Below are 18,237 nucleotides of genomic sequence, written 5' to 3'. Positions count from 1 at the left end.
TCAGGGAGAGGGCTGGGGTGAGGGGGCTTCTACCGCTACAATGCCGCTCCCAAGGAGCCCCGCATGTCCACTCTGATCGCCGACTGGCGCGACCGCCCGACGCACCGCAAGGTCTGGGCACTCGCCGCGCCCATGATTCTTTCCAATATTTCCGTACCGCTGGTGGCGCTGGTCGACAGTACCGTCATTGGTCACTTGCCCCACGCCCACCAATTGGGCGCGGTGGCGGTCGGCGCCAGCCTCTACACCTTTCTCGCCTGGGCCATGGGTTTTCTGCGCATGGGCACCACCGGTTTTGCCGCACAGGCTGCCGGGCGCAGCGACGGTGCCGCGCTGCGGCAGATTCTGTTGCAGGGTTTGCTGCTGGCGATGGGACTGGCACTCGTGCTTGGCACGTTGGGTGTGCCGCTGAGCAGCATCGCACTGCACTTCATGCAACCGTCAGCGGAGCTGGATCAGCTCACCCGGGATTTCTTTCACACACGGCTGTTCGGCCTGCCGGCGGCGCTGGCCAGTTATGCGCTGGTCGGCTGGTTCCTCGGCACGCAAAACGCCCGGGCGCCGCTGGCGATTCTGCTGACCACCAACCTGATCAACATCGTTCTCAACTTGTGGTTCGTCATCGGCCTGGACTGGGGTGTGGTCGGTTCGGCGCGGGCCTCGGTGATCGCCGAATGGAGCGGCGCCCTGCTCGGCCTGCTGCTGACACGCAAGGCATTGCGCGCGTATCCGGGGCACATCGTCTGGGCAGCGCTGAAAGTCTGGCAGAGCTGGCGGCCGTTGCTGGCGGTCAACCGCGACATCTTCATTCGCAGCCTGGCGCTGCAATCGGTGTTTTTCATGATCACCGTGCAAGGCGCGCGACTGGGTGATTCGACGGTGGCCGCCAACGCGCTGCTGCTCAACGGCCTACTCCTGACGGCGCATGCGCTGGACGGTCTGGCCCATGCCGTCGAAGCCTTGTGCGGACACGCCATCGGCGCCCGCGATCGTCTGGCCCTGCGTCGATCGCTGGTGGTGGCCGGCGGCTGGTCACTGATCGCCAGCCTCGGCTTTGCCAGCCTGTTTCTGCTGGCCGGGCACCTGTTCATCGAGATGCAGACTGACATCCAGAGCGTGCGCGACACCGCGTTCGTCTACCTGCCCTACCTCGCCGTGCTGCCGCTGATTGCGGTCTGGAGCTATTTGCTCGACGGTCTGTTCATCGGCGCCACCCGCGCGCGGGAAATGCGCAACGGCATGCTGATCACCGTGGTGTTGTTCATGCCGTTCGCCTGGGCGTTGCAAGGTCTGGGCAATCACGGGCTGTGGATATCTTTTCTGCTGTTCATGGTGTTGCGCAGCCTGACCCTCGGCGCACAAGCCTGGTGGCTCAAGCGCAACGATGGCTGGTTCAGTGGCGGCATTCACTGAGCTGGCGTGCGCGCGATAAACCCGACCACCTGATCAAGCACCGGCGCCAGGCGCCGCAACGGTCGCGACAGACTGGCCACCAGGGTCATGTGACTGGGGCGCGAGTAATACAGATCCTGCACCGACACGCCGGCCTCGCGCAGCTTGCTCGCAAGGCCGCCGGTGTTGCGGCTCGGGTTGACCAGATCATCGTTGCTGGCCGCAATCAGCAGCGCCGGTGGTGCGCCGCGACTGACATGATTGATCGGTTGCGATTGCGGCGGTGAGTCCGGCCAGAAGAACACCGGACGCACCTCAGGATTCTTGATCGGCAGAAAATCATACGGCCCGGCCAGACCGATCCAGCCCTGCAAATCTGCGGGCGACATGCCCACCGCCGCAAGCCATTCGCCATCCAGCGAGAGCATCGCCGCGTTATATCCGCCGGAGCTGTGCCCCATCAAATACAAGCGCTGCGGGTTGCCGGAAAACTCGCGAATATGCGCTTTGGTCCATGCCACCGCCCGCGCGCCGTCCTGCAAAAACAGTGGATAGCGCACCTGCGGATACAAGCGGTAATCCGCCACGACCGTGACTATCCCGCGGGACGCCAGCGCTTCACCGACAAAGCTGTAGTCGACGCGCGAACCGCTGTTCCAGCTGCCGCCATAGAAAAAAACCACCACCGGTGCACCCGGCATCGGCTGATGCGGCACATACACATCGAGTTTCTGCCGAGGATCGTCGCCATACGCAATGCCTGCGGTTTTGTCATACGTGCTGTCCGGGGTCAGCGCATTGAGCAACTGCACCGGCGAACAACCGCTCAGCACCAGCAGCATTACACTGCCGATCATTGCGCCGAAACCTTGTCGGAATAAACCTGCCATACGCGCCGAACCTCGTCTCAGGACTGATCGCCGCGCCACTGGCGCCGCACATGGTCAAGCCGCTGTTGCTGGGTCAGACCCACCGGCGGTGGCACCAGCACGGCACGCGGATGCAGCAAGCGTAGCCATAACCAGCCATCGAGCACGGTGCGGTCGTGAAATCCCAGCGCCAGGCCTTGTTGAACATGGGAGGACATCGTCGCGTAATCGGTTCCCAACGATTGGCACCAGCGCCAGATGTGCTGCTCCAGCAAGCAGGTTTGCAAGCGTTCGCGCTGGCGCCGGGTCAGGCTTTCTTCGATGCTCAGCGGTTCGACGGCAAGCCCCGGATTGCGCAACTGCTGCCAGCCCTGGCTGCCAATCGCGCGGTCGGCCCAAGTGCCGCCGAACCAGCGCAACTGCCGGATCGGCCCGAGCCAGCGGCTCAGTTCAGAGGCGTCGCAAGCGTCGAAAAAATAGCTTGCGGTCTGCCGGTTGTAATAGCTGAGCAACGCCCGATGACTCAATCCGAACGACACTGTGAGCATGCGCTGCAAGTGCCTCAGCAACTGTTGCGCCGAGACCTCACTGCCCAGCAACAGCCCGCGCCAGGTGTTCGGATCGCTGTGACACAACGCGGCCAGTGCCGGGCAATCGCGCAACTCGATCAACACCGGGCCATGCTCGCTGACCGGTTCAAACTCGGTGCCATCGAACAGTTTGAAGCAGCGCACGTCGGCAAAGGCCTGGCGCAATACCCGCAAGGCCTGCGGTGCATCCGGGCCATCGAGCAACAGCCACTGCGCCATGGGCTCAAGCGCCGCGCCACTCATGTTGCGCCGCTCTGTTCAAGGGCGGTGACCAGTCGACAACTGCACACCGGCTCTGCGCAGTGACTGAAACTGCCGCCGCCGGGGATCAGGCACAACAGCAGCAACGGCTCGCCGGACGCCAGCAGTTGCTGCAGACCTTCACTCACCAGGCTGTCGGGCAGTGGCGGGGCATCGTCGGTGGCGGTGCCGGCAAGTGGCGGTTGCAGAACACCGCTGATCATCGGCTGATCCGGATCGCCCTCGAAAAAGCTCACCACCACCTCGACGCCATCGCTCAGCGCTGCCATTGGCGTTTGCGCCAGGGATGGTGCGAGCGGTAGCCAACAGTGACTCGGCGCGGCGCCTTCGCCTTGATAGAGCCAATCGAATTGCACCGCCACCGGGCGCAGGCAATCAGGCTGCGGTTCGTCCACCGTCACCACCCACGCCCGTTGCAGGCTGTGCATGCGCGAGGGCGCTGCGGCGGATGCACAGGGCACCTGCAGCGTACCAAACAAGCGGTTGGCATAAGGCCGTTCGAGGGAAGGATCGGCGCGATGTTCAATGCGGGTGAGCAACCATGGGCGATTGCATTCGGCGAACGGATGACCGGCCAATCGCAGCCAATGACCGCTGCGCAACGCCGCCAGCTCACTTTGACCTTCGGCCTGTTGCGGGCCCGATGAGCCGGCCTGCGCGGTCCCTTGCAACTGCCATTGGTGCAAGGTGCGAGCAGCGTCATGTCCATCGTCCTCGTGCTGATACCGCGCGGCACCGGCCAAGGGCAACTGCGCCGGATCATCGGCAAAAACCAGACAATGCCGGTCACGGTCGTGCTCAAAGTAATAGTGGATCCGCGCCTGCGCGCACAAGCGCTGGAGCAGTTGCAGATCGGACTCGCGGTATTGGGTACAGAACGTCCGGGGCGCGTACTCCCCGCGTAACTCGAAGCGGCGCTGGGCACCGACGATCCCGTGCTCTCTGAGCACCTGTTCGATGATCTGCGGCACCGAACGGCCACTGAAGATTCGTTGGCTGAAGCGCAGCGCGAGGCAACCCAGTTTCGGCCCCAGACGGATCCGGCTCAACCGCAAACCTTGTCCATGCTCATGCTGGACAAGGCTCTGCAATTGCCCGTGCACACCCTCCCCCGACGGCCCGAAACAGAGGAACGCCGAACGGTAAAGCAGACCGGCGAGATCCAGGTGCGGATCGTCGATCAACACATCGATCTCGAACGCAAAGGATTCGCTGAGGGCTTCGCTACCGGTAAAGGCCAGGACTTCGAAGGGGTCGGACAGGCCCGCTACATCGAGACGAAACGACGACTCGTTGACTGGTTCGAACATGGGCGGATCTCTACAGGAGGGGCGGTCGGGGATTCTCGCCGAGAGCCATGGCCGAGTAGAGAGCTGAAGTACAACTTAGGAAATGACCTACGCGAAAAGCAGACCGGATGACTTTGCCGGCCAGGGAAGCCAAGCTTTTCGCGCAGATTTTGGGATGCGTCCCACCGGGTTATCCGAATTTTCCACAGCTAGTGGGAAAATTTCAGACAGCCCGGCGAGAGCGCCACCTGGCCTCAGGAAGACAGGTAGGAGGAACGAGTCAGGCCCAGACGCAAGGCATCGAGGAATTGCGTGCGCTCGCTGGCACTGATGCGGGCACTGGCGCACTTGTCGCGGTAGTGGGTCATCAGTTCTTCCGGCGACAAGTGCACGTAACGCAGCATGTCTTCGATAGTGTCGTGGGTCTCGATGCCGGCGTGGTACACGCTGCCATCGGCGTTCTGGTAGATGTTCACCGAGTCGGTGTCGCCGAACAGGTTGTGCATGTCGCCAAGGATTTCCTGATAGGCGCCGACCAGGAATACGCCCAGCAGGTAGTCTTCGCCTTCATTCAAACCGTGTACTGGCAGGCTGGTTTCGATGCTCTGCTCGTCGACGTACTGGTTGATCTTGCCGTCGGAGTCGCAGGTCAGATCCTGCAGCACCGCGCGGCGCAGCGGCTCTTCGTCGAGACGGTGCAGCGGGATGATCGGCAGGACCTGATCGATCGCCCAGGTGTCCGGCAGGCTCTGGAATACCGAGAAGTTGCAGATGTACTTGTCGGCCAGCTTGTCGTTGAGCTCGTCGAGCACCTGACGGTGCGAACGCTGACGTGCTTTCAGCGAGTTGTGCAGGCGACGGCAGACAGCGAAGTAGCACTGCTCGGCCAGGGCTTTTTCCGCCAGGGTCAGTTTGCCGTCGGCGTACTGCGCAGCCACATCGCTCATGTAGTGCGTGGCGCGCCAGTAGGTTTCGGTGACCATTTCGATGTCGGTCGGGCCGAGCAGATCAACCAGCCACTGCACGGTTTCCGGCAGCGATTCCTTGTTTTCGATCTGCGGGATTTCGTCGTTGTGCTTCTCGACGTCGGTGACCTGCACGACCAGCATCGCGTGGTGCGCGGTCAGCGAGCGGCCGCTCTCGGAGAAGATGTGCGGGTGCGGCAGGCTCTGCGCGTCGCAGAACTCCTTGAGCATGCCGACCACGACACCGGCGTAATCGTCCATGTCGTAGTTGATCGAACTGGCGTTGCGCGAGTGCGTGCCGTCGTAGTCGACACCCAGACCGCCGCCAACGTCGATGTGATCAACCGGCAGACCGAGGTTGCGCAGCTCGCCGTAGTAACGGATCGCTTCTTTAAAGCCGTGCTGGTAGTCAGCGAGGTTGGCAATCTGCGAACCCATATGGAAGTGCAGCAGACGAATGCCTTGATCCAGGCCGGCGGCGCGGAAGCGCTCGACCACCGACAGCAGTTGCGCCGCCGACAGACCGAACTTGGATTTCTCGCCACCGGTGTCCGCCCACTTCGACGACGCCAGCGACGACAGACGCACGCGCAGACCGACCTGTGGCTTGACCTTCAGCGAGGCGGCTTCTTCGATCACCAGACCGACTTCGGATTCTTTCTCGATCACGATGAAGACGTTGTGGCCCAGCTTCTGGCCCATCAGCGCAAGACGGATGAACTCGCGGTCCTTGTAACCATTGCAAACGATGGTGCCGCCCTTCGGCGCCAGTGCCAGCACGGCCAGCAGCTCAGGCTTGGAGCCGGCTTCCAGGCCGATGGAGACGTCCTGGGTGGCAATGATGTTCTCGATCACCGCTTCTTGCTGGTTAACCTTGATCGGGTACAGCGCGGTGTACTTGCTCTGGTATTCCAGACGCTCGATGTTGGCATCGAAGGCGCCGGTCAACTGGCGAACACGGTCTTGCAGGATGTCGGGAAAACGAACCAGCAACGGCAAGGACAAACCGCTCTTGCGCAGTTGGTCGACTTGCTCGAACAGGTCGATAGGCGAGCTGCTCGGGCCGTTCGGACGAACTTCGACGCGACCGGCGTCATTGATCGCGAAATACCCGGCCCCCCAATGGCGGATCCCGTAAACACTGCGGCTGTCCGCAACTGTCCATTGGCTGCCATCGTCTTTGCGTGTGCGTCGTACGGACATCGAAGTCCCCTATAAAGAAGTCATAGTGCGTCGCCTGATCGCAGGCCGGCGCAGTCTAAAGAATGAAAATGACGGTTCGTCAGTGCGGCGGTAGACCTCACTGACTGCGTGGAGTTTAGAAACCGGTCATGAACAGGCTCTGTGAAAACCATGGAGACGACGCCGGTTCTGAAGTGTTTCAGCGCCGGATCAAGCCGCAGGTGGTTTTCACAGAGGCTGCTAGCCGCCGGACTTCTTCGCTTTGAAACCGTGCTTGATCAGCTCAGCCAAGAGTAGCTCGACATGATCGCCCTGGATTTCGATGATGCCGTCTTTCAACGCGCCGCCGGTGCCGCAACGTTTTTTCAACGTTGTCGCCAACTCTTTGAGCGCGTCTTCGGCCAGCGGCACACCGGTTATGGTGGTCACCGTCTTGCCGCCACGGCCCTTGCTCTCGCGTCGCACGCGGGCAATGCCGTCGCCGGCCGGGATCACGGTTTGTTTGCAGATACAGGCGTCCACCGGCTTACTGCATTCCGGGCAATGACGACCTGCGTCGGTGGAAAATACCAGGCCACCTAAGGCGGCGAAGGATGCGGCTTTTTTGGCCACCGGCAATCCTCTTGGGAGGACAAAGACTGATCGCAACCTTGGGCAAGGTCAGCGACCGCGAAGCCCCACTCAGGCAGGGGCAGCGCTACTGCACCGAATATGGATGACTGGAATGCGCAACTGTAGGAGCTGCCGAAGGCTGCGATCTTTTGACTTTGCTTTTAAAAGATCAGAATCAAAAGATCGCAGCCTTCGGCAACTCCTACCGTAGCCAGCAGGCCAGCACCACAACCATTCGGTGCAGCTTGAAAAGGTCGCGCAGTGTAACGACAAAAAAGCCGATTGCTAAGTGCCAATCGGCGCCAATTTATGTGTTCTTTGCGACGTGGCTTTGCTGCGCCTTCAGATAGCGCTTCAGCGCGGCCAGAGAGTCCGGGCAATAAGGCTTTTGCTGGATTTCCCGCATGACCTGCTCGACCGGAATAAAGCGTGCTTCGAGGACTTCTTCAGGCTGCAGTTTGAGCGGACCGTCCCACACAGCGGAAAACGCCGAACACCAAAGACGATTGCCGGTGTCTTCGAAGTAGAAATGGTCATGGGCCGTCAGCTCTACGCCGCTGACACCCAACTCCTCTTCCAGCTCACGGGCTGCCGACTCGGCGTAACTCTCATCCGCCTGCACCATGCCGCCCGCGGCGACATCCCAGTAACCGGGATAAATTGCCTTGCTCAAGGTACGCCGGTGCACGCAAAGCTCACCGGCGGAATTGAACAACATGATGTACGTGCCACGACCGATCAGCCCGCGTTCACGCAAATCGGCACGCACGAGAGCGCCGAGCAGGTTGTCCTGCTCGTCGACCCAGGCGATCTTTTCGGCATCCGAGGCGGCGCGATGGGCCGCCTCTTTGGCGTTCTGGCTCATGTATCAGCCCTGATTGAGCAGTTGACGCAAATCGATCACAGCGGCGTTGGCACGGGAAATATAGTTGGCCATGACCAGCGAGTGGTTGGCGAGGACGCCGAAGCCGCTTCCGTTAAGAATCATAGGGCTCCAGACCGGTTCCTGCGAGGCTTCCAGCTCACGAATGATCTGACGCACGCTGACCGTGGCATTCTTCTTCGCCAGCACATCGGCGAAGTCGACCTCGATGGCGCGCAGCAGGTGCGACAGCGCCCAGGCCTGACCGCGGGCCTCGTAGAACACGTTGTCGATCTGCATCCACGGCGTTTCGACGATCTCTTCGTCGACCTGCGGCACTTCGCCGATCGCCGGCACTTCGGTCTTCAGCGCGGTGTTGAGTTTGACCCGGCCAACGCTGGCCGACAGGCGCTGCGACAGCGAACCCAGACGGGTGCCGACATCGCCGAGCCAGTTGTTCAGGTTGTCGGCGCGGGCATAGAACAACGCGTTTTTCTGGGTTGGATCAGACAGGCGAGCCTGATAGCGGCTCAGCGAATTGATACCTTCCTGATACTCCGACTCACTGGACGGCAGGATCCAGCTCTTGTTATCGAAGTTGAAACGCGGCTCGGCCTTGGCCAGATCGGCATCTTCCGCCGACTGCGATTGCGAACGGGCAAAGTCTTTACGCAGCGCCCGGGTCAGGTCACGCACCTGCACCAGCACGCCGTATTCCCAGCTCGGCGTGTTATCCATCCACAGGCCAGGTGGGAAGCGGTCATTGGAAATATAACCGCCCGGCTTGTTGAGCAGCGTGCCGGCAACAGTCTTCAGGGTTTCGACGGTGGTGTAGCCGATCACCATCTGCTTGCCTTCTTTCTCGGCGGCCACTTGCGCGTTTTGTGCGACCGGAAACAGCGCCGGCTCCTGGCTCCAGTACCAGCCCAGGCCAATGGTCACCAACAGATAAATGCCGACCAGTGTGGCCAGCGCCCGGCTGAACAACAGCCCGCCAACATAGCTGCGGGCGGCCGACTTGGGCTCGGCGGCACGTTCAGGCGCGCTGCCCGCGCGGTTTTTCCAGTCCAGCATGGCGATATCCTTTCAATCACTTGGGTTCAACGGTTCGACCACAACCATACAACAACGTGCCAAGGCCGGGCACCCGCGCGTAACGATAAGCCGCAAATCATGTGGGCGAATGACGCTTCGACGCTCACTAAGGGAATCCCCGATGCCGGCGCCTCAGCCAATCGAATTGCAGGGTGTTGAAAAACCTGGCAAAGCTCATTCATCGCACGGATGAAAGTACCACTGACAGCTCATCCAGATCGCCCTGATCAATCAGGGAGTGCCCGTACCATGGGGGTTTTAACGACGACAAGATCGAAATCAAAACCTATCGGTCAGAAACTGAATGGTGATGCACTGCAGATTATTGACGTGCGACACTCGTCTAAGGGAAAAGAGGTGCTAGCATAGAGCCACCAGTCGATCTCAGCATGCAGCCTAACTAGTAGTCAGGATATGACCGAGCCAGAAGACCCCAGCCGTGAGCGTCTCAAGCACCACTTTGCCCAGCGGGTAATTCATCAGGCACGTCAGATTCTTGAGATATGGCAGCGCCTGCAACGCAGTGAGTGGTCCACTGTCGACCTCGCCGAACTGAGCGAGGCCAACCTGCGCCTGCTGCGTTTTGCCGAGCGTTTCGAACAGCCGGAACACACTCAACTCGCGCGCCACATCAGCCAGTCGCTGGAAGCGGTGGACGCCAACCGCGGACGCCTGAGCAGTGGCCTGATCACCGACCTCAATCGCTTGATGCAGCGCCTGTCGCGTACCGGCCTGCGCCATGGCGACCAGCTCGACCAGACTTTTTTGCCGCCACTGCGCAAACCGATCTACGTGATGCTGCAGGACTACGACCGCGCCGAGCGGCTGGCCAAGCAACTGGAGTTTTTCGGCCTGAGCGCGCAGGCGCTGGACAGTGTTTCCGCCTTTCGCTCATCGATGGTCGAGCGTCTGCCGGCGGCGATCGTCATGGACGTGGACTTCAGCGGCGCCGGCATCGGCCTGAAACTCGCCGCCGAAGCCCAGGTCGGCCTGGAAGAGCCGCTGCCGCTGCTGTTCTTCAGCCTGCACGAAACCGACACGCCGACGCGTCTCGCCGCCGTGCGCGCCGGTGGCCAGGAGTTCCTCACCGGCACCCTCGAAGCCTCGAGCCTGCTGGAAAAAATCGAAGTCCTTACCTGCGTCGCCCAGTACGAACCTTATAAAGTGTTGATCATCGACGACTCACGCGCGCAGGCCCTGCACACCGAACGCCTGCTCAACAGCGCCGGGATCGTCACGCGCACCTTGATCGAACCGATTCAGGCGATGGCCGAGCTGGCGGATTTCCAGCCGGACCTGATCATCCTCGACATGTACATGCCGGCCTGCACCGGCACCGAGCTGGCCAAAGTCATTCGCCACAATGATCGCTACGTCAGCGTGCCGATCATTTATCTGTCGGCCGAAGACGATCTGGACAAGCAACTCGACGCGATGAGCGAGGGCGGCGACGACTTCCTGACCAAACCGATCAAACCGCGTCACCTGATCACGACCGTGCGCAACCGCGCCGCCCGTGCGCGTAATCTGAAAGCACGGATGGTCCGCGACAGCCTCACCGGTCTGTACAACCACACGCATATTCTGCAATTGCTCGAGGATTGCTCGTTCCGCGCCCGTCGCGAGAACAAGCCGCTGAGCTTTGCCATGCTCGACATCGACCACTTCAAACGGGTCAACGACAGTCACGGCCACCCGATGGGCGACCGTGTGATCAAGAGCCTCGCGCTGTTTCTCAAGCAGCGTCTGCGCAAGACCGATTTCATTGGCCGATACGGCGGCGAAGAGTTCGCCATCGTCATGCCCGACACCGATATAGAAGCCGCGCACAAAGTGCTCGACGAAATCCGCCAGCGCTTCGCCGAAATCCATTACCCGGCGCAACCGCAGGACTTGTGGTGCACCTTCAGCGCCGGTGTGGTGGAAATGCACGACGACAGCGACAGCCTGATGATGGCCAGTCAGGCCGACGAGGCGCTGTACCGGGCCAAGGGTGCCGGACGCAATCGCGTGCAGACCGCGCGCGACTCACAGCAAAGTGCCACTTTTTCATCGGATTCCACTGACTCGGTCATAACCCTGTAACAGAACCGCAATAAATTCAGGCGCTTACCATTTTCTGCCGTTGGTAGCCGTCATGCGCCTGAAGTTGCTCACCAATCTCAATACGCTGTTGCTGGTCGCCGTGTGCCTGGCACTCGGCGCCACGCTGTGGTGGTCGCAAAAAGCCCTCGAACGCCCGTATCTGTTGATGGAGCGCTATCTGCGCCTGTCGCAGCAATTTCAGAACGAGGTGGCGCGCAACGTCGAGGACTACCTCGCCAGCGGCGACGCGTTGCGCCTGAGCAGCGCCAGCCAGGCCATCGACGGCTTGCACAAGGAACTCGCTGAACTGCCGCCAGCGCTGGCCGAATCCCTGCGGCCGAGCCTGTCGGGCCTGGATGAGTTCAGCAAGACCGATCTGCTCGCGGCCGGCAAACTGGCCGGTGACCCACAGGCCTTGCTGTTGCAGGCCGAGCGCGAATTGAGCGCCAGCCTCGAGCAACTCAGCACTTACGCCAACGGTAACGCGGTTTATCTGGCGCCGCTGCTCGCCGCATCGCAGCATTTGGGCAAACTGTCGCTGGCACGGGACAAATTGGTCAGCAGCGGGCGCAGCGAACTGGCGGCCGATGTTGAGCGCGAGGTCACCAACATCCGCTCGCAGGCTCAAGCGATTGATGCCCTGCCCCTGCTCGGCGTCGTGGCCAAGAGCGAATCGGGCAGCGACGATTTCGCGGCGCTGATGGGCATCGAGAACACCGAAACAGCCGTTGCTGAAGACGCCGGCGTCGGCCTCAAGCGTGAACTCAACAGCTTGCTCGCACGTTATCCGGCGGAGCTTGAACGCACCCGCGATCAGATTCAGAAACGCGCTGACCTCAGCGCCGCCACCCATCAGAAAATCGCTGCGGTGCAGCAAGCTATCGCTGGACTGGAGCCGGTGGTACGCGCCCAACACGGGCAAATTCAAGGCGAAGTGCGCTTGATGCAAGGCGTGATGATCGGCTTGATTCTGCTGATTGCGTTGCTGATCGACACCTTGCAGCGGCGCCTGGCCCGTACGCTGACCAATCTCGCTCCGGCACTGTCGACCTGGGCCGAAGGCGATTTCAGCCGCGATATTCACTTGGGCAAGACCAACCGCGAACTGCACGACATTGAAGCCTCGCTCAACCGCTTGCGCGCCTATCTGGTGGACCTGGTCGGGACGATTCGTGGCAACGCCGAACAAGTCGCGGGCAGCAGTCGTACCCTTGCCGAACTCAGTAACGACCTGCACAGCGGCGCCGAGCATCAAGCCGGCGACACCGCGCTGATCCGTGACTCACTCGGCGAACTGGAGGCAACCATCCAGCAAGTCGCTGGCGATGCGCAGCAGGCCGCAGACGCCAGCCGTCACGCCGGATTGGCCGTCGAGCATGGCCAGACCGTGATCGGCCAGAGCCTGACCGGCCTGCACGCGCTGGTCGGTGAGGTCCAGGGCAACGCGCAGATGATCGAGCATCTGGCCGAAGAGTCGGCCACCATTGGCGGCGTGTTGACGGTGATCCGCTCGATTGCCGACCAGACCAACCTGCTGGCGCTGAACGCGGCGATTGAAGCGGCGCGCGCCGGGGAAATGGGCCGTGGTTTTGCCGTGGTGGCCGAGGAAGTGCGCTCACTGGCACAACGCACCGCTGGCGCTACAGCCGAGATTCAGACGCTGATCGCCGGCCTGCAAACGGCGGCCCGACAATCGGTAGAAGGCATGCGCGCGCAGGTCGAACACGCCGAAGCCACCGCCAATCAGGCGCAAGCGGCGGATGGTGCGCTGGATAAAATCGTCGGCGCGATCCAGACCATTTCCGACACGGCGATCCGCATTGCCGACGTAACGGCGCAGCAAAGTGGCGCCGTCAGCGAGATTCGCGATCACAGTGAGCGGATTCATCAGTTGGGCGGGGATAATCTGGTGCGTATCGGTCGTGGGCGTGAGCAGGGCGAGAATTTGCTGGTTCTTGGCGGCCAACTGCACACAGCCGTTCAAGCCTTTCGCGTCTGACGAGAATCGCTGTAGGAGCTGCCGAAGGCTGCGATCTTTTGATCTTGCTTCTGAAAATCAAAAGATCGCAGCCTTCGGCAGCTCCTACAGGGATTACCTCAAATGACCGGATTTAATCAGTCGGTCACATATTTCGCGCAAACATCGGCCATCGTGCTGGCTATTGCATAGAACTGGACAGTCACAAAGTCTTTGCGGCATAGTCGCCGGGTTCTGACGAATGCTCATTGATAACAAGGACTACGCAGATGGCAACCCTACTGGTGCTGCACGGCCCCAACCTGAACCTGCTCGGCACCCGCGAACCGGGTACCTATGGGTCTACGACCCTGGCGCAGATCAATCAGGATCTGGAGCGCCGCGCCCGTGAAGCCGGCCATCATCTGCTGTATCTGCAAAGCAATGCCGAGTACGAATTGATCGACCGCATCCACGCCGCACGCGGCGAAGGTGTCGATTTCATTCTGATCAATCCGGCGGCTTTTACGCATACAAGTGTCGCATTACGTGACGCGTTGCTGGGAGTGAGCATCCCATTCATCGAAGTGCATTTGTCCAACGTGCACAAACGCGAACCTTTCCGCCATCACTCTTACTTCTCCGACGTAGCGGTGGGAGTGATCTGCGGCCTTGGCGCCAGCGGTTACCGACTGGCCCTGGAGGCTGCACTAGAACAGCTTGAAACACAGGCAACGACTTGAACTACAAGCGTTAAGCGCCCCTGACCGACCCTTGGGAGTTGATGATTCATGGATATCCGTAAAGTTAAGAAACTGATCGAATTGCTGGAAGAGTCCGGCATCGACGAACTCGAGATCAAGGAAGGCGAAGAGTCCGTACGCATCAGCCGTCACAGCAAGACGCCGGCTCAGCAGTACTACGCGCCGGCTCCGATGCAAGCACCGGCTGCTGCACCTGCCGCCGCTGCTGCTCCGGTGGCTGCTGCAGCCCCGGCTGCCGCTGCTGCTCCAGCGCTGAACGGCACCGTTGCCCGTTCGCCGATGGTCGGCACCTTCTACCGCAAATCTTCGCCAACCTCGCCGTCCTTCGTTGAAGTCGGCCAGACCGTGAAGAAAGGCGACACTCTGTGCATCGTCGAAGCCATGAAGATGATGAACCACATCGAAGCTGAAACCAGCGGTGTGATCGAGTCCATCCTCGTCGAAGACGGCCAGCCGGTTGAGTACGACCAACCGCTGTTCACCATCGTTTGAACTGCGGAGAGCCTTTGATGACTGCGAAGTTGGAAAAAGTTCTGATCGCTAACCGCGGTGAGATCGCCCTGCGGATTCTGCGTGCCTGCAAAGAGATGGGCATCAAGACCGTCGCCGTTTACTCCAAGGCCGACAAAGAGCTGATGCACCTGGGTCTGGCAGACGAATCCGTCTGCATCGGCCCGGCTTCTGCCGCGCACTCTTACCTGCACATCCCGGCCATCATCGCTGCCGCTGAAGTGACTGGCGCTACCGCCATTCACCCAGGCTACGGTTTCCTCGCGGAAAACGCCGATTTTGCCGAGCAGGTCGAGAACTCCGGCTTCGCCTTCATCGGCCCGAAAGCCGAGACCATTCGCCTGATGGGTGACAAGGTCTCGGCCAAGCACGCGATGATCGAAGCAGGTGTGCCAACCGTTCCAGGTTCCGACGGCCCGTTGCCGGAAGACGAAGAAACGGCGCTGCGCATCGGTCGCGAAGTCGGCTACCCGGTGATCATCAAAGCCGCTGGCGGTGGCGGTGGTCGCGGCATGCGTGTGGTGCACAAGGAAGAAGACCTGATCGCCTTCGCCAAACTGACCCGCACCGAAGCTGGCGCGGCGTTCGGCAACCCGATGGTGTATCTGGAAAAATTCCTCACCAACCCGCGCCACGTCGAAGTGCAAGTGCTGTCCGATGGCCAGGGTCATGCGATCCATCTGGGCGACCGCGATTGCTCGCTGCAACGTCGTCACCAGAAGGTTCTCGAAGAAGCGCCGGCACCGGGCATCGACGAGAAAGCTCGCGAGGAAGTACTGGCTCGCTGCGTCAAGGCGTGCATCGACATCGGCTACCGTGGCGCCGGCACTTTCGAGTTCCTCTACGAGAACGGTCGTTTCTACTTCATCGAAATGAACACCCGTGTTCAGGTGGAGCACCCGGTTTCGGAAATGGTCACCGGTATCGACATCGTCAAGGAGATGCTCAGCATCGCCGCTGGCAACAAGCTGTCGTTCACGCAGGATGACGTGGTGATCCGCGGTCACTCGCTGGAATGCCGGATCAACGCTGAAGACCCGAAAACCTTCATGCCGAGCCCGGGCACGGTCAAGCATTTCCACGCGCCAGGCGGCAACGGCGTTCGCGTCGATTCGCACCTGTACAGCGGTTATGCGGTTCCGCCGAACTACGACTCGCTGATCGGCAAGCTGATCACTTACGGCGCCACCCGCGACGAAGCCATGGCACGCATGCGCAATGCCCTGGACGAAATCGTGGTGGACGGGATCAAGACCAACATCCCGCTGCACCGTGATCTGGTTCGTGACGAAGGCTTCTGCAAGGGTGGAGTGAACATTCACTACCTCGAGCACAAGTTGGCTGGCGAGAAGCACTAAGCTTCAGCCCGCACCAGACAAAGCCGCCTTCGGGCGGTTTTGTCGTTTCTGGTGTAAAGAAAATCAAAAGATCGCAGCCTTCGGCAGCTCCTACCCTGGAATGCGAACTCCTGCAGGAGCTGCCGAAGGCTGCGATCTTTTGATCTTCGGCCATGGTCGTGTTCTGCCGCGCGCTCGCGTAAACTTGCGCGCTTCTCGCCGGCCGCTAGGCTGCAATCAATATTTTTCAAAGGTGCCCGCCATGCCTTGGCTGCAAGTACGTCTCGCCATCAGCCCGGAACAAGCCGAAACCTACGAAGACGCTTTCCTTGAAGTCGGCGCCGTGTCGGTGACTTTCATGGACGCCGAAGATCAGCCGATCTTCGAGCCGGAACTCAACACCACGCCGCTATGGGCGCACACGCACCTGTTGGCGCTGTTCGAAGGCGGCACCGAACCGGCACCGGTTCTGGCCCACCTGGAACTGCTGACCGGCAGCCCGCTGCCCGAGCATCACAGCGAAGTCATTGAAGATCAGGACTGGGAACGCAGCTGGATGGATGGTTTCCAGCCGATGCGCTTCGGCCAGCGCCTGTGGATCGTGCCGAGCTGGCACGCTGCTCCCGAGCCTGACGCCGTCAACCTGCTGCTCGATCCGGGCCTGGCATTCGGTACCGGTACTCACCCGACCACCGCTTTGTGCCTGGAATGGCTCGACGGCCAAGACCTGAAAGACTGCAATGTGCTGGATTTCGGCTGCGGTTCGGGGATTCTGGCCATTGCCGCCCTGCTGCTCGGCGCCAAAGAAGCGGTCGGCACTGACATCGACGTGCAGGCGCTGGAAGCCTCGCGCGACAACGCCGGTCGCAACAACATTGCCGACGAACTGTTCCCGCTGTACCTGCCAGAAGATCTGCCGCAGGTTCAAGCTGACGTGCTGGTCGCCAACATTCTTGCCGGTCCGCTGGTTTCGCTGGCCCCGCAACTGTCGGGGCTGGTCAAATCCGGTGGCCGCCTGGCGCTGTCGGGCATCCTCGCTGAGCAAGGTGACGAAGTGGCTGCCGCTTACGCGCAGGACTTTGATCTCGACCCGATCGCCAATCGCGATGGCTGGGTGCGCATCACCGGCCGTCGGCGTTAATATGACCGCCTGCATAATCCGGATCGCCGCATGACCGACAGTTTCGTCACCCAGTGCCCGCATTGCCAAACCAGTTTCCGTGTCAGCCATGCTCAATTGAGCGTGGCCCGCGGGGTGGTTCGCTGCGGCTCCTGCCTGCAAGTGTTCAACGCCGCCAAACAGCTGCTGGAACAACACGCCGGCAAGGACGCGGTGACGCCGGTTGCACCACCGCTCGCCGAGCCGCCTGTCGAGGCGTCGCCGAGCCTTGCCGCGCCGCCTGTTGTCGAGCCACCCGCCATTGAACCTGCGGCACCGCGTGCCATCAGCCAGAAACAATGGAGCGCCTCGGCGCTTGATCTCGACAGCCTCGATCTGGACGAAGAACTGGCCCGTCTCGAACAACGGGAAATCCAGCCCGCCACCGAACTCGGCCGCCCGCGCGAAGAGTCCCTGAGTGCCCGTCGCGACAGCCCCGAGCCCGATGACGCCGCGTGGCCTGGCAGCCTGTTCAGCGAACCCGCCGATGAGCGGATTCCGGAGCCGGACGACGAGCCACAAGCCGACGACATTGAACCGCTCACCTATGAACGCACCGAGCCCTCGCTGTCGCTGGAACCGGTAGATCTGGATGACGAGCCGGCGATTCCGCATCTGCGCCTGCACGACCCGATCGACCCCGATACCCGCCGCGAACGCTTGTCGGCCAGTGACGAAGCCGATGCTGACCTGCCATCGATTGAACCGCTGCGCAAAAAGCGCGAGCGCGCAGAACCCGGCGTACGCGCCGAAGTCCTGCAAGACTTGACTGACGACCCACTGCAACTGGACTGGCAGAAACGCCGCTCACCGTGGGGACGCCGCTTGCTGTGGCTGTTGTTGGTCCTGCTGGCGGCAGGTGGACTGGCTGCCCAGTACATCGCTTATCATTTCGATGAACTGGCCCGTCAGGATCAATACCGTCCATGGTTCCAGCAAATCTGCCCGCAGATCGGCTGCACGGTGCCGTCCAAGGTCGACATCGCCCGGATCAAGAGCAGCAATCTGGTGGTGCGCAGTCACCCGGAGTTCAGCGGCGCACTGGTGGTCGACGCGATCATTTATAACCGTGCGACATTCTCTCAGCCCTTTCCATTACTGGAACTGCGCTTCGCCGACCTCAATGGCCACCTGATCGCCAGTCGTCGCTTCAAACCTGGCGAATACCTCAAAGGGGATCTCGAAGGCCTGGCGGAAATGCCGCCGCAGACGCCGATCCACATTGCGCTGGATATTCTCGATCCAGGCCCCAAAGCGGTGAACTACAGCCTGAGTTTCCACTCACCCGAGTGAATCGCTTCATCGTTT

The 18,237-nt window shown here is 61.1% G+C and carries 15 protein-coding genes; 8 read left to right on the top strand and 7 right to left on the bottom strand.

Annotated elements, in window-relative coordinates:
- Positions 1-63: 63 nt before the first annotated feature.
- On the top strand, positions 64-1,413 hold the full coding sequence (locus P3G59_RS03235; RefSeq protein ID WP_277760437.1) for an MATE family efflux transporter: 1,350 nt from the start codon (positions 64-66) through the stop codon (positions 1,411-1,413).
- On the opposite strand, the gene P3G59_RS03230 is transcribed toward P3G59_RS03235, so the two are convergent.
- The 7 genes from P3G59_RS03230 to P3G59_RS03200 all read right to left on the bottom strand — a co-directional run bounded on the left by P3G59_RS03230 (position 1,407) and on the right by P3G59_RS03200 (position 9,096).
- The gene (locus P3G59_RS03230) at positions 1,407-2,282 is read right to left on the bottom strand and encodes an alpha/beta hydrolase (RefSeq protein WP_277760436.1); all 876 of its coding nucleotides are present in this window, start codon (positions 2,280-2,282) and stop codon (positions 1,407-1,409) included. The two genes, P3G59_RS03235 and P3G59_RS03230, sit on opposite strands and share 7 nt — an antisense overlap.
- A 17-nt stretch (positions 2,283-2,299) precedes the next feature.
- On the bottom strand, positions 2,300-3,094 hold the full coding sequence (locus P3G59_RS03225; protein ID WP_277760435.1) for a DUF4123 domain-containing protein: 795 nt from the start codon (positions 3,092-3,094) through the stop codon (positions 2,300-2,302).
- Positions 3,091-4,422: a contractile injection system protein, VgrG/Pvc8 family gene (locus tag P3G59_RS03220; protein WP_277760434.1), complete on the bottom strand. Its 1,332-nt coding sequence runs from the start codon at positions 4,420-4,422 to the stop codon at positions 3,091-3,093. The genes P3G59_RS03225 and P3G59_RS03220 overlap by 4 nt, the downstream gene beginning before the upstream one ends.
- A gap of 233 nt (positions 4,423-4,655) precedes the next feature.
- Positions 4,656-6,569: an arginine decarboxylase gene (gene speA / locus P3G59_RS03215; protein WP_277760433.1), complete on the bottom strand. Its 1,914-nt coding sequence runs from the start codon at positions 6,567-6,569 to the stop codon at positions 4,656-4,658.
- Positions 6,570-6,788: 219 nt separating this feature from the next.
- A complete protein-coding gene (locus P3G59_RS03210) occupies positions 6,789-7,160 on the bottom strand; it encodes a translation initiation factor Sui1 (protein WP_007914613.1) in 372 nt (123 codons plus the stop codon).
- A gap of 307 nt (positions 7,161-7,467) precedes the next feature.
- A complete protein-coding gene (locus tag P3G59_RS03205) occupies positions 7,468-8,025 on the bottom strand; it encodes an NUDIX hydrolase (protein ID WP_277760431.1) in 558 nt (185 codons plus the stop codon).
- A gap of 3 nt (positions 8,026-8,028) precedes the next feature.
- Entirely contained in the window at positions 8,029-9,096 is a 1,068-nt protein-coding gene (locus P3G59_RS03200) for a DUF2333 family protein (protein ID WP_277760430.1), read from the bottom strand.
- Between the two features lie 435 nt (positions 9,097-9,531).
- Between P3G59_RS03200 and gcbA the strand changes: the two genes are divergently transcribed.
- From gcbA to P3G59_RS03165, 7 genes are all read left to right on the top strand, one after another.
- Positions 9,532-11,202, top strand: a complete 1,671-nt coding sequence (gene gcbA / locus P3G59_RS03195; protein ID WP_277760429.1) for a diguanylate cyclase GcbA — start codon at positions 9,532-9,534, stop codon at positions 11,200-11,202.
- A gap of 52 nt (positions 11,203-11,254) precedes the next feature.
- A complete protein-coding gene (locus tag P3G59_RS03190; protein WP_277760428.1) occupies positions 11,255-13,201 on the top strand; it encodes a methyl-accepting chemotaxis protein in 1,947 nt (648 codons plus the stop codon).
- 248 nt (positions 13,202-13,449) lie between these two features.
- Positions 13,450-13,902: a type II 3-dehydroquinate dehydratase gene (gene aroQ, locus P3G59_RS03185; protein ID WP_007914604.1), complete on the top strand. Its 453-nt coding sequence runs from the start codon at positions 13,450-13,452 to the stop codon at positions 13,900-13,902.
- Between the two features lie 48 nt (positions 13,903-13,950).
- A complete protein-coding gene (accB, locus tag P3G59_RS03180; RefSeq protein ID WP_103306135.1) occupies positions 13,951-14,415 on the top strand; it encodes an acetyl-CoA carboxylase biotin carboxyl carrier protein in 465 nt (154 codons plus the stop codon).
- A 17-nt stretch (positions 14,416-14,432) separates the two neighbouring features.
- A complete protein-coding gene (accC, locus tag P3G59_RS03175; RefSeq protein WP_007914602.1) occupies positions 14,433-15,791 on the top strand; it encodes an acetyl-CoA carboxylase biotin carboxylase subunit in 1,359 nt (452 codons plus the stop codon).
- Between the two features lie 241 nt (positions 15,792-16,032).
- Positions 16,033-16,911, top strand: a complete 879-nt coding sequence (prmA, locus tag P3G59_RS03170; RefSeq protein ID WP_016984923.1) for a 50S ribosomal protein L11 methyltransferase — start codon at positions 16,033-16,035, stop codon at positions 16,909-16,911.
- Between the two features lie 30 nt (positions 16,912-16,941).
- On the top strand, positions 16,942-18,222 hold the full coding sequence (locus tag P3G59_RS03165; protein ID WP_277760427.1) for a DUF3426 domain-containing protein: 1,281 nt from the start codon (positions 16,942-16,944) through the stop codon (positions 18,220-18,222).
- Positions 18,223-18,237 lie beyond the last annotated feature (15 nt).

The sequence above is a fragment of the Pseudomonas sp. A34-9 genome, assembly GCF_029543085.1.
In the GTDB taxonomy this organism is placed as follows: domain Bacteria; phylum Pseudomonadota; class Gammaproteobacteria; order Pseudomonadales; family Pseudomonadaceae; genus Aquipseudomonas.
The sequence above is the reverse complement of the archived record's forward strand: the minus strand, read 5'-3'. Positions and strand labels throughout refer to the sequence as shown.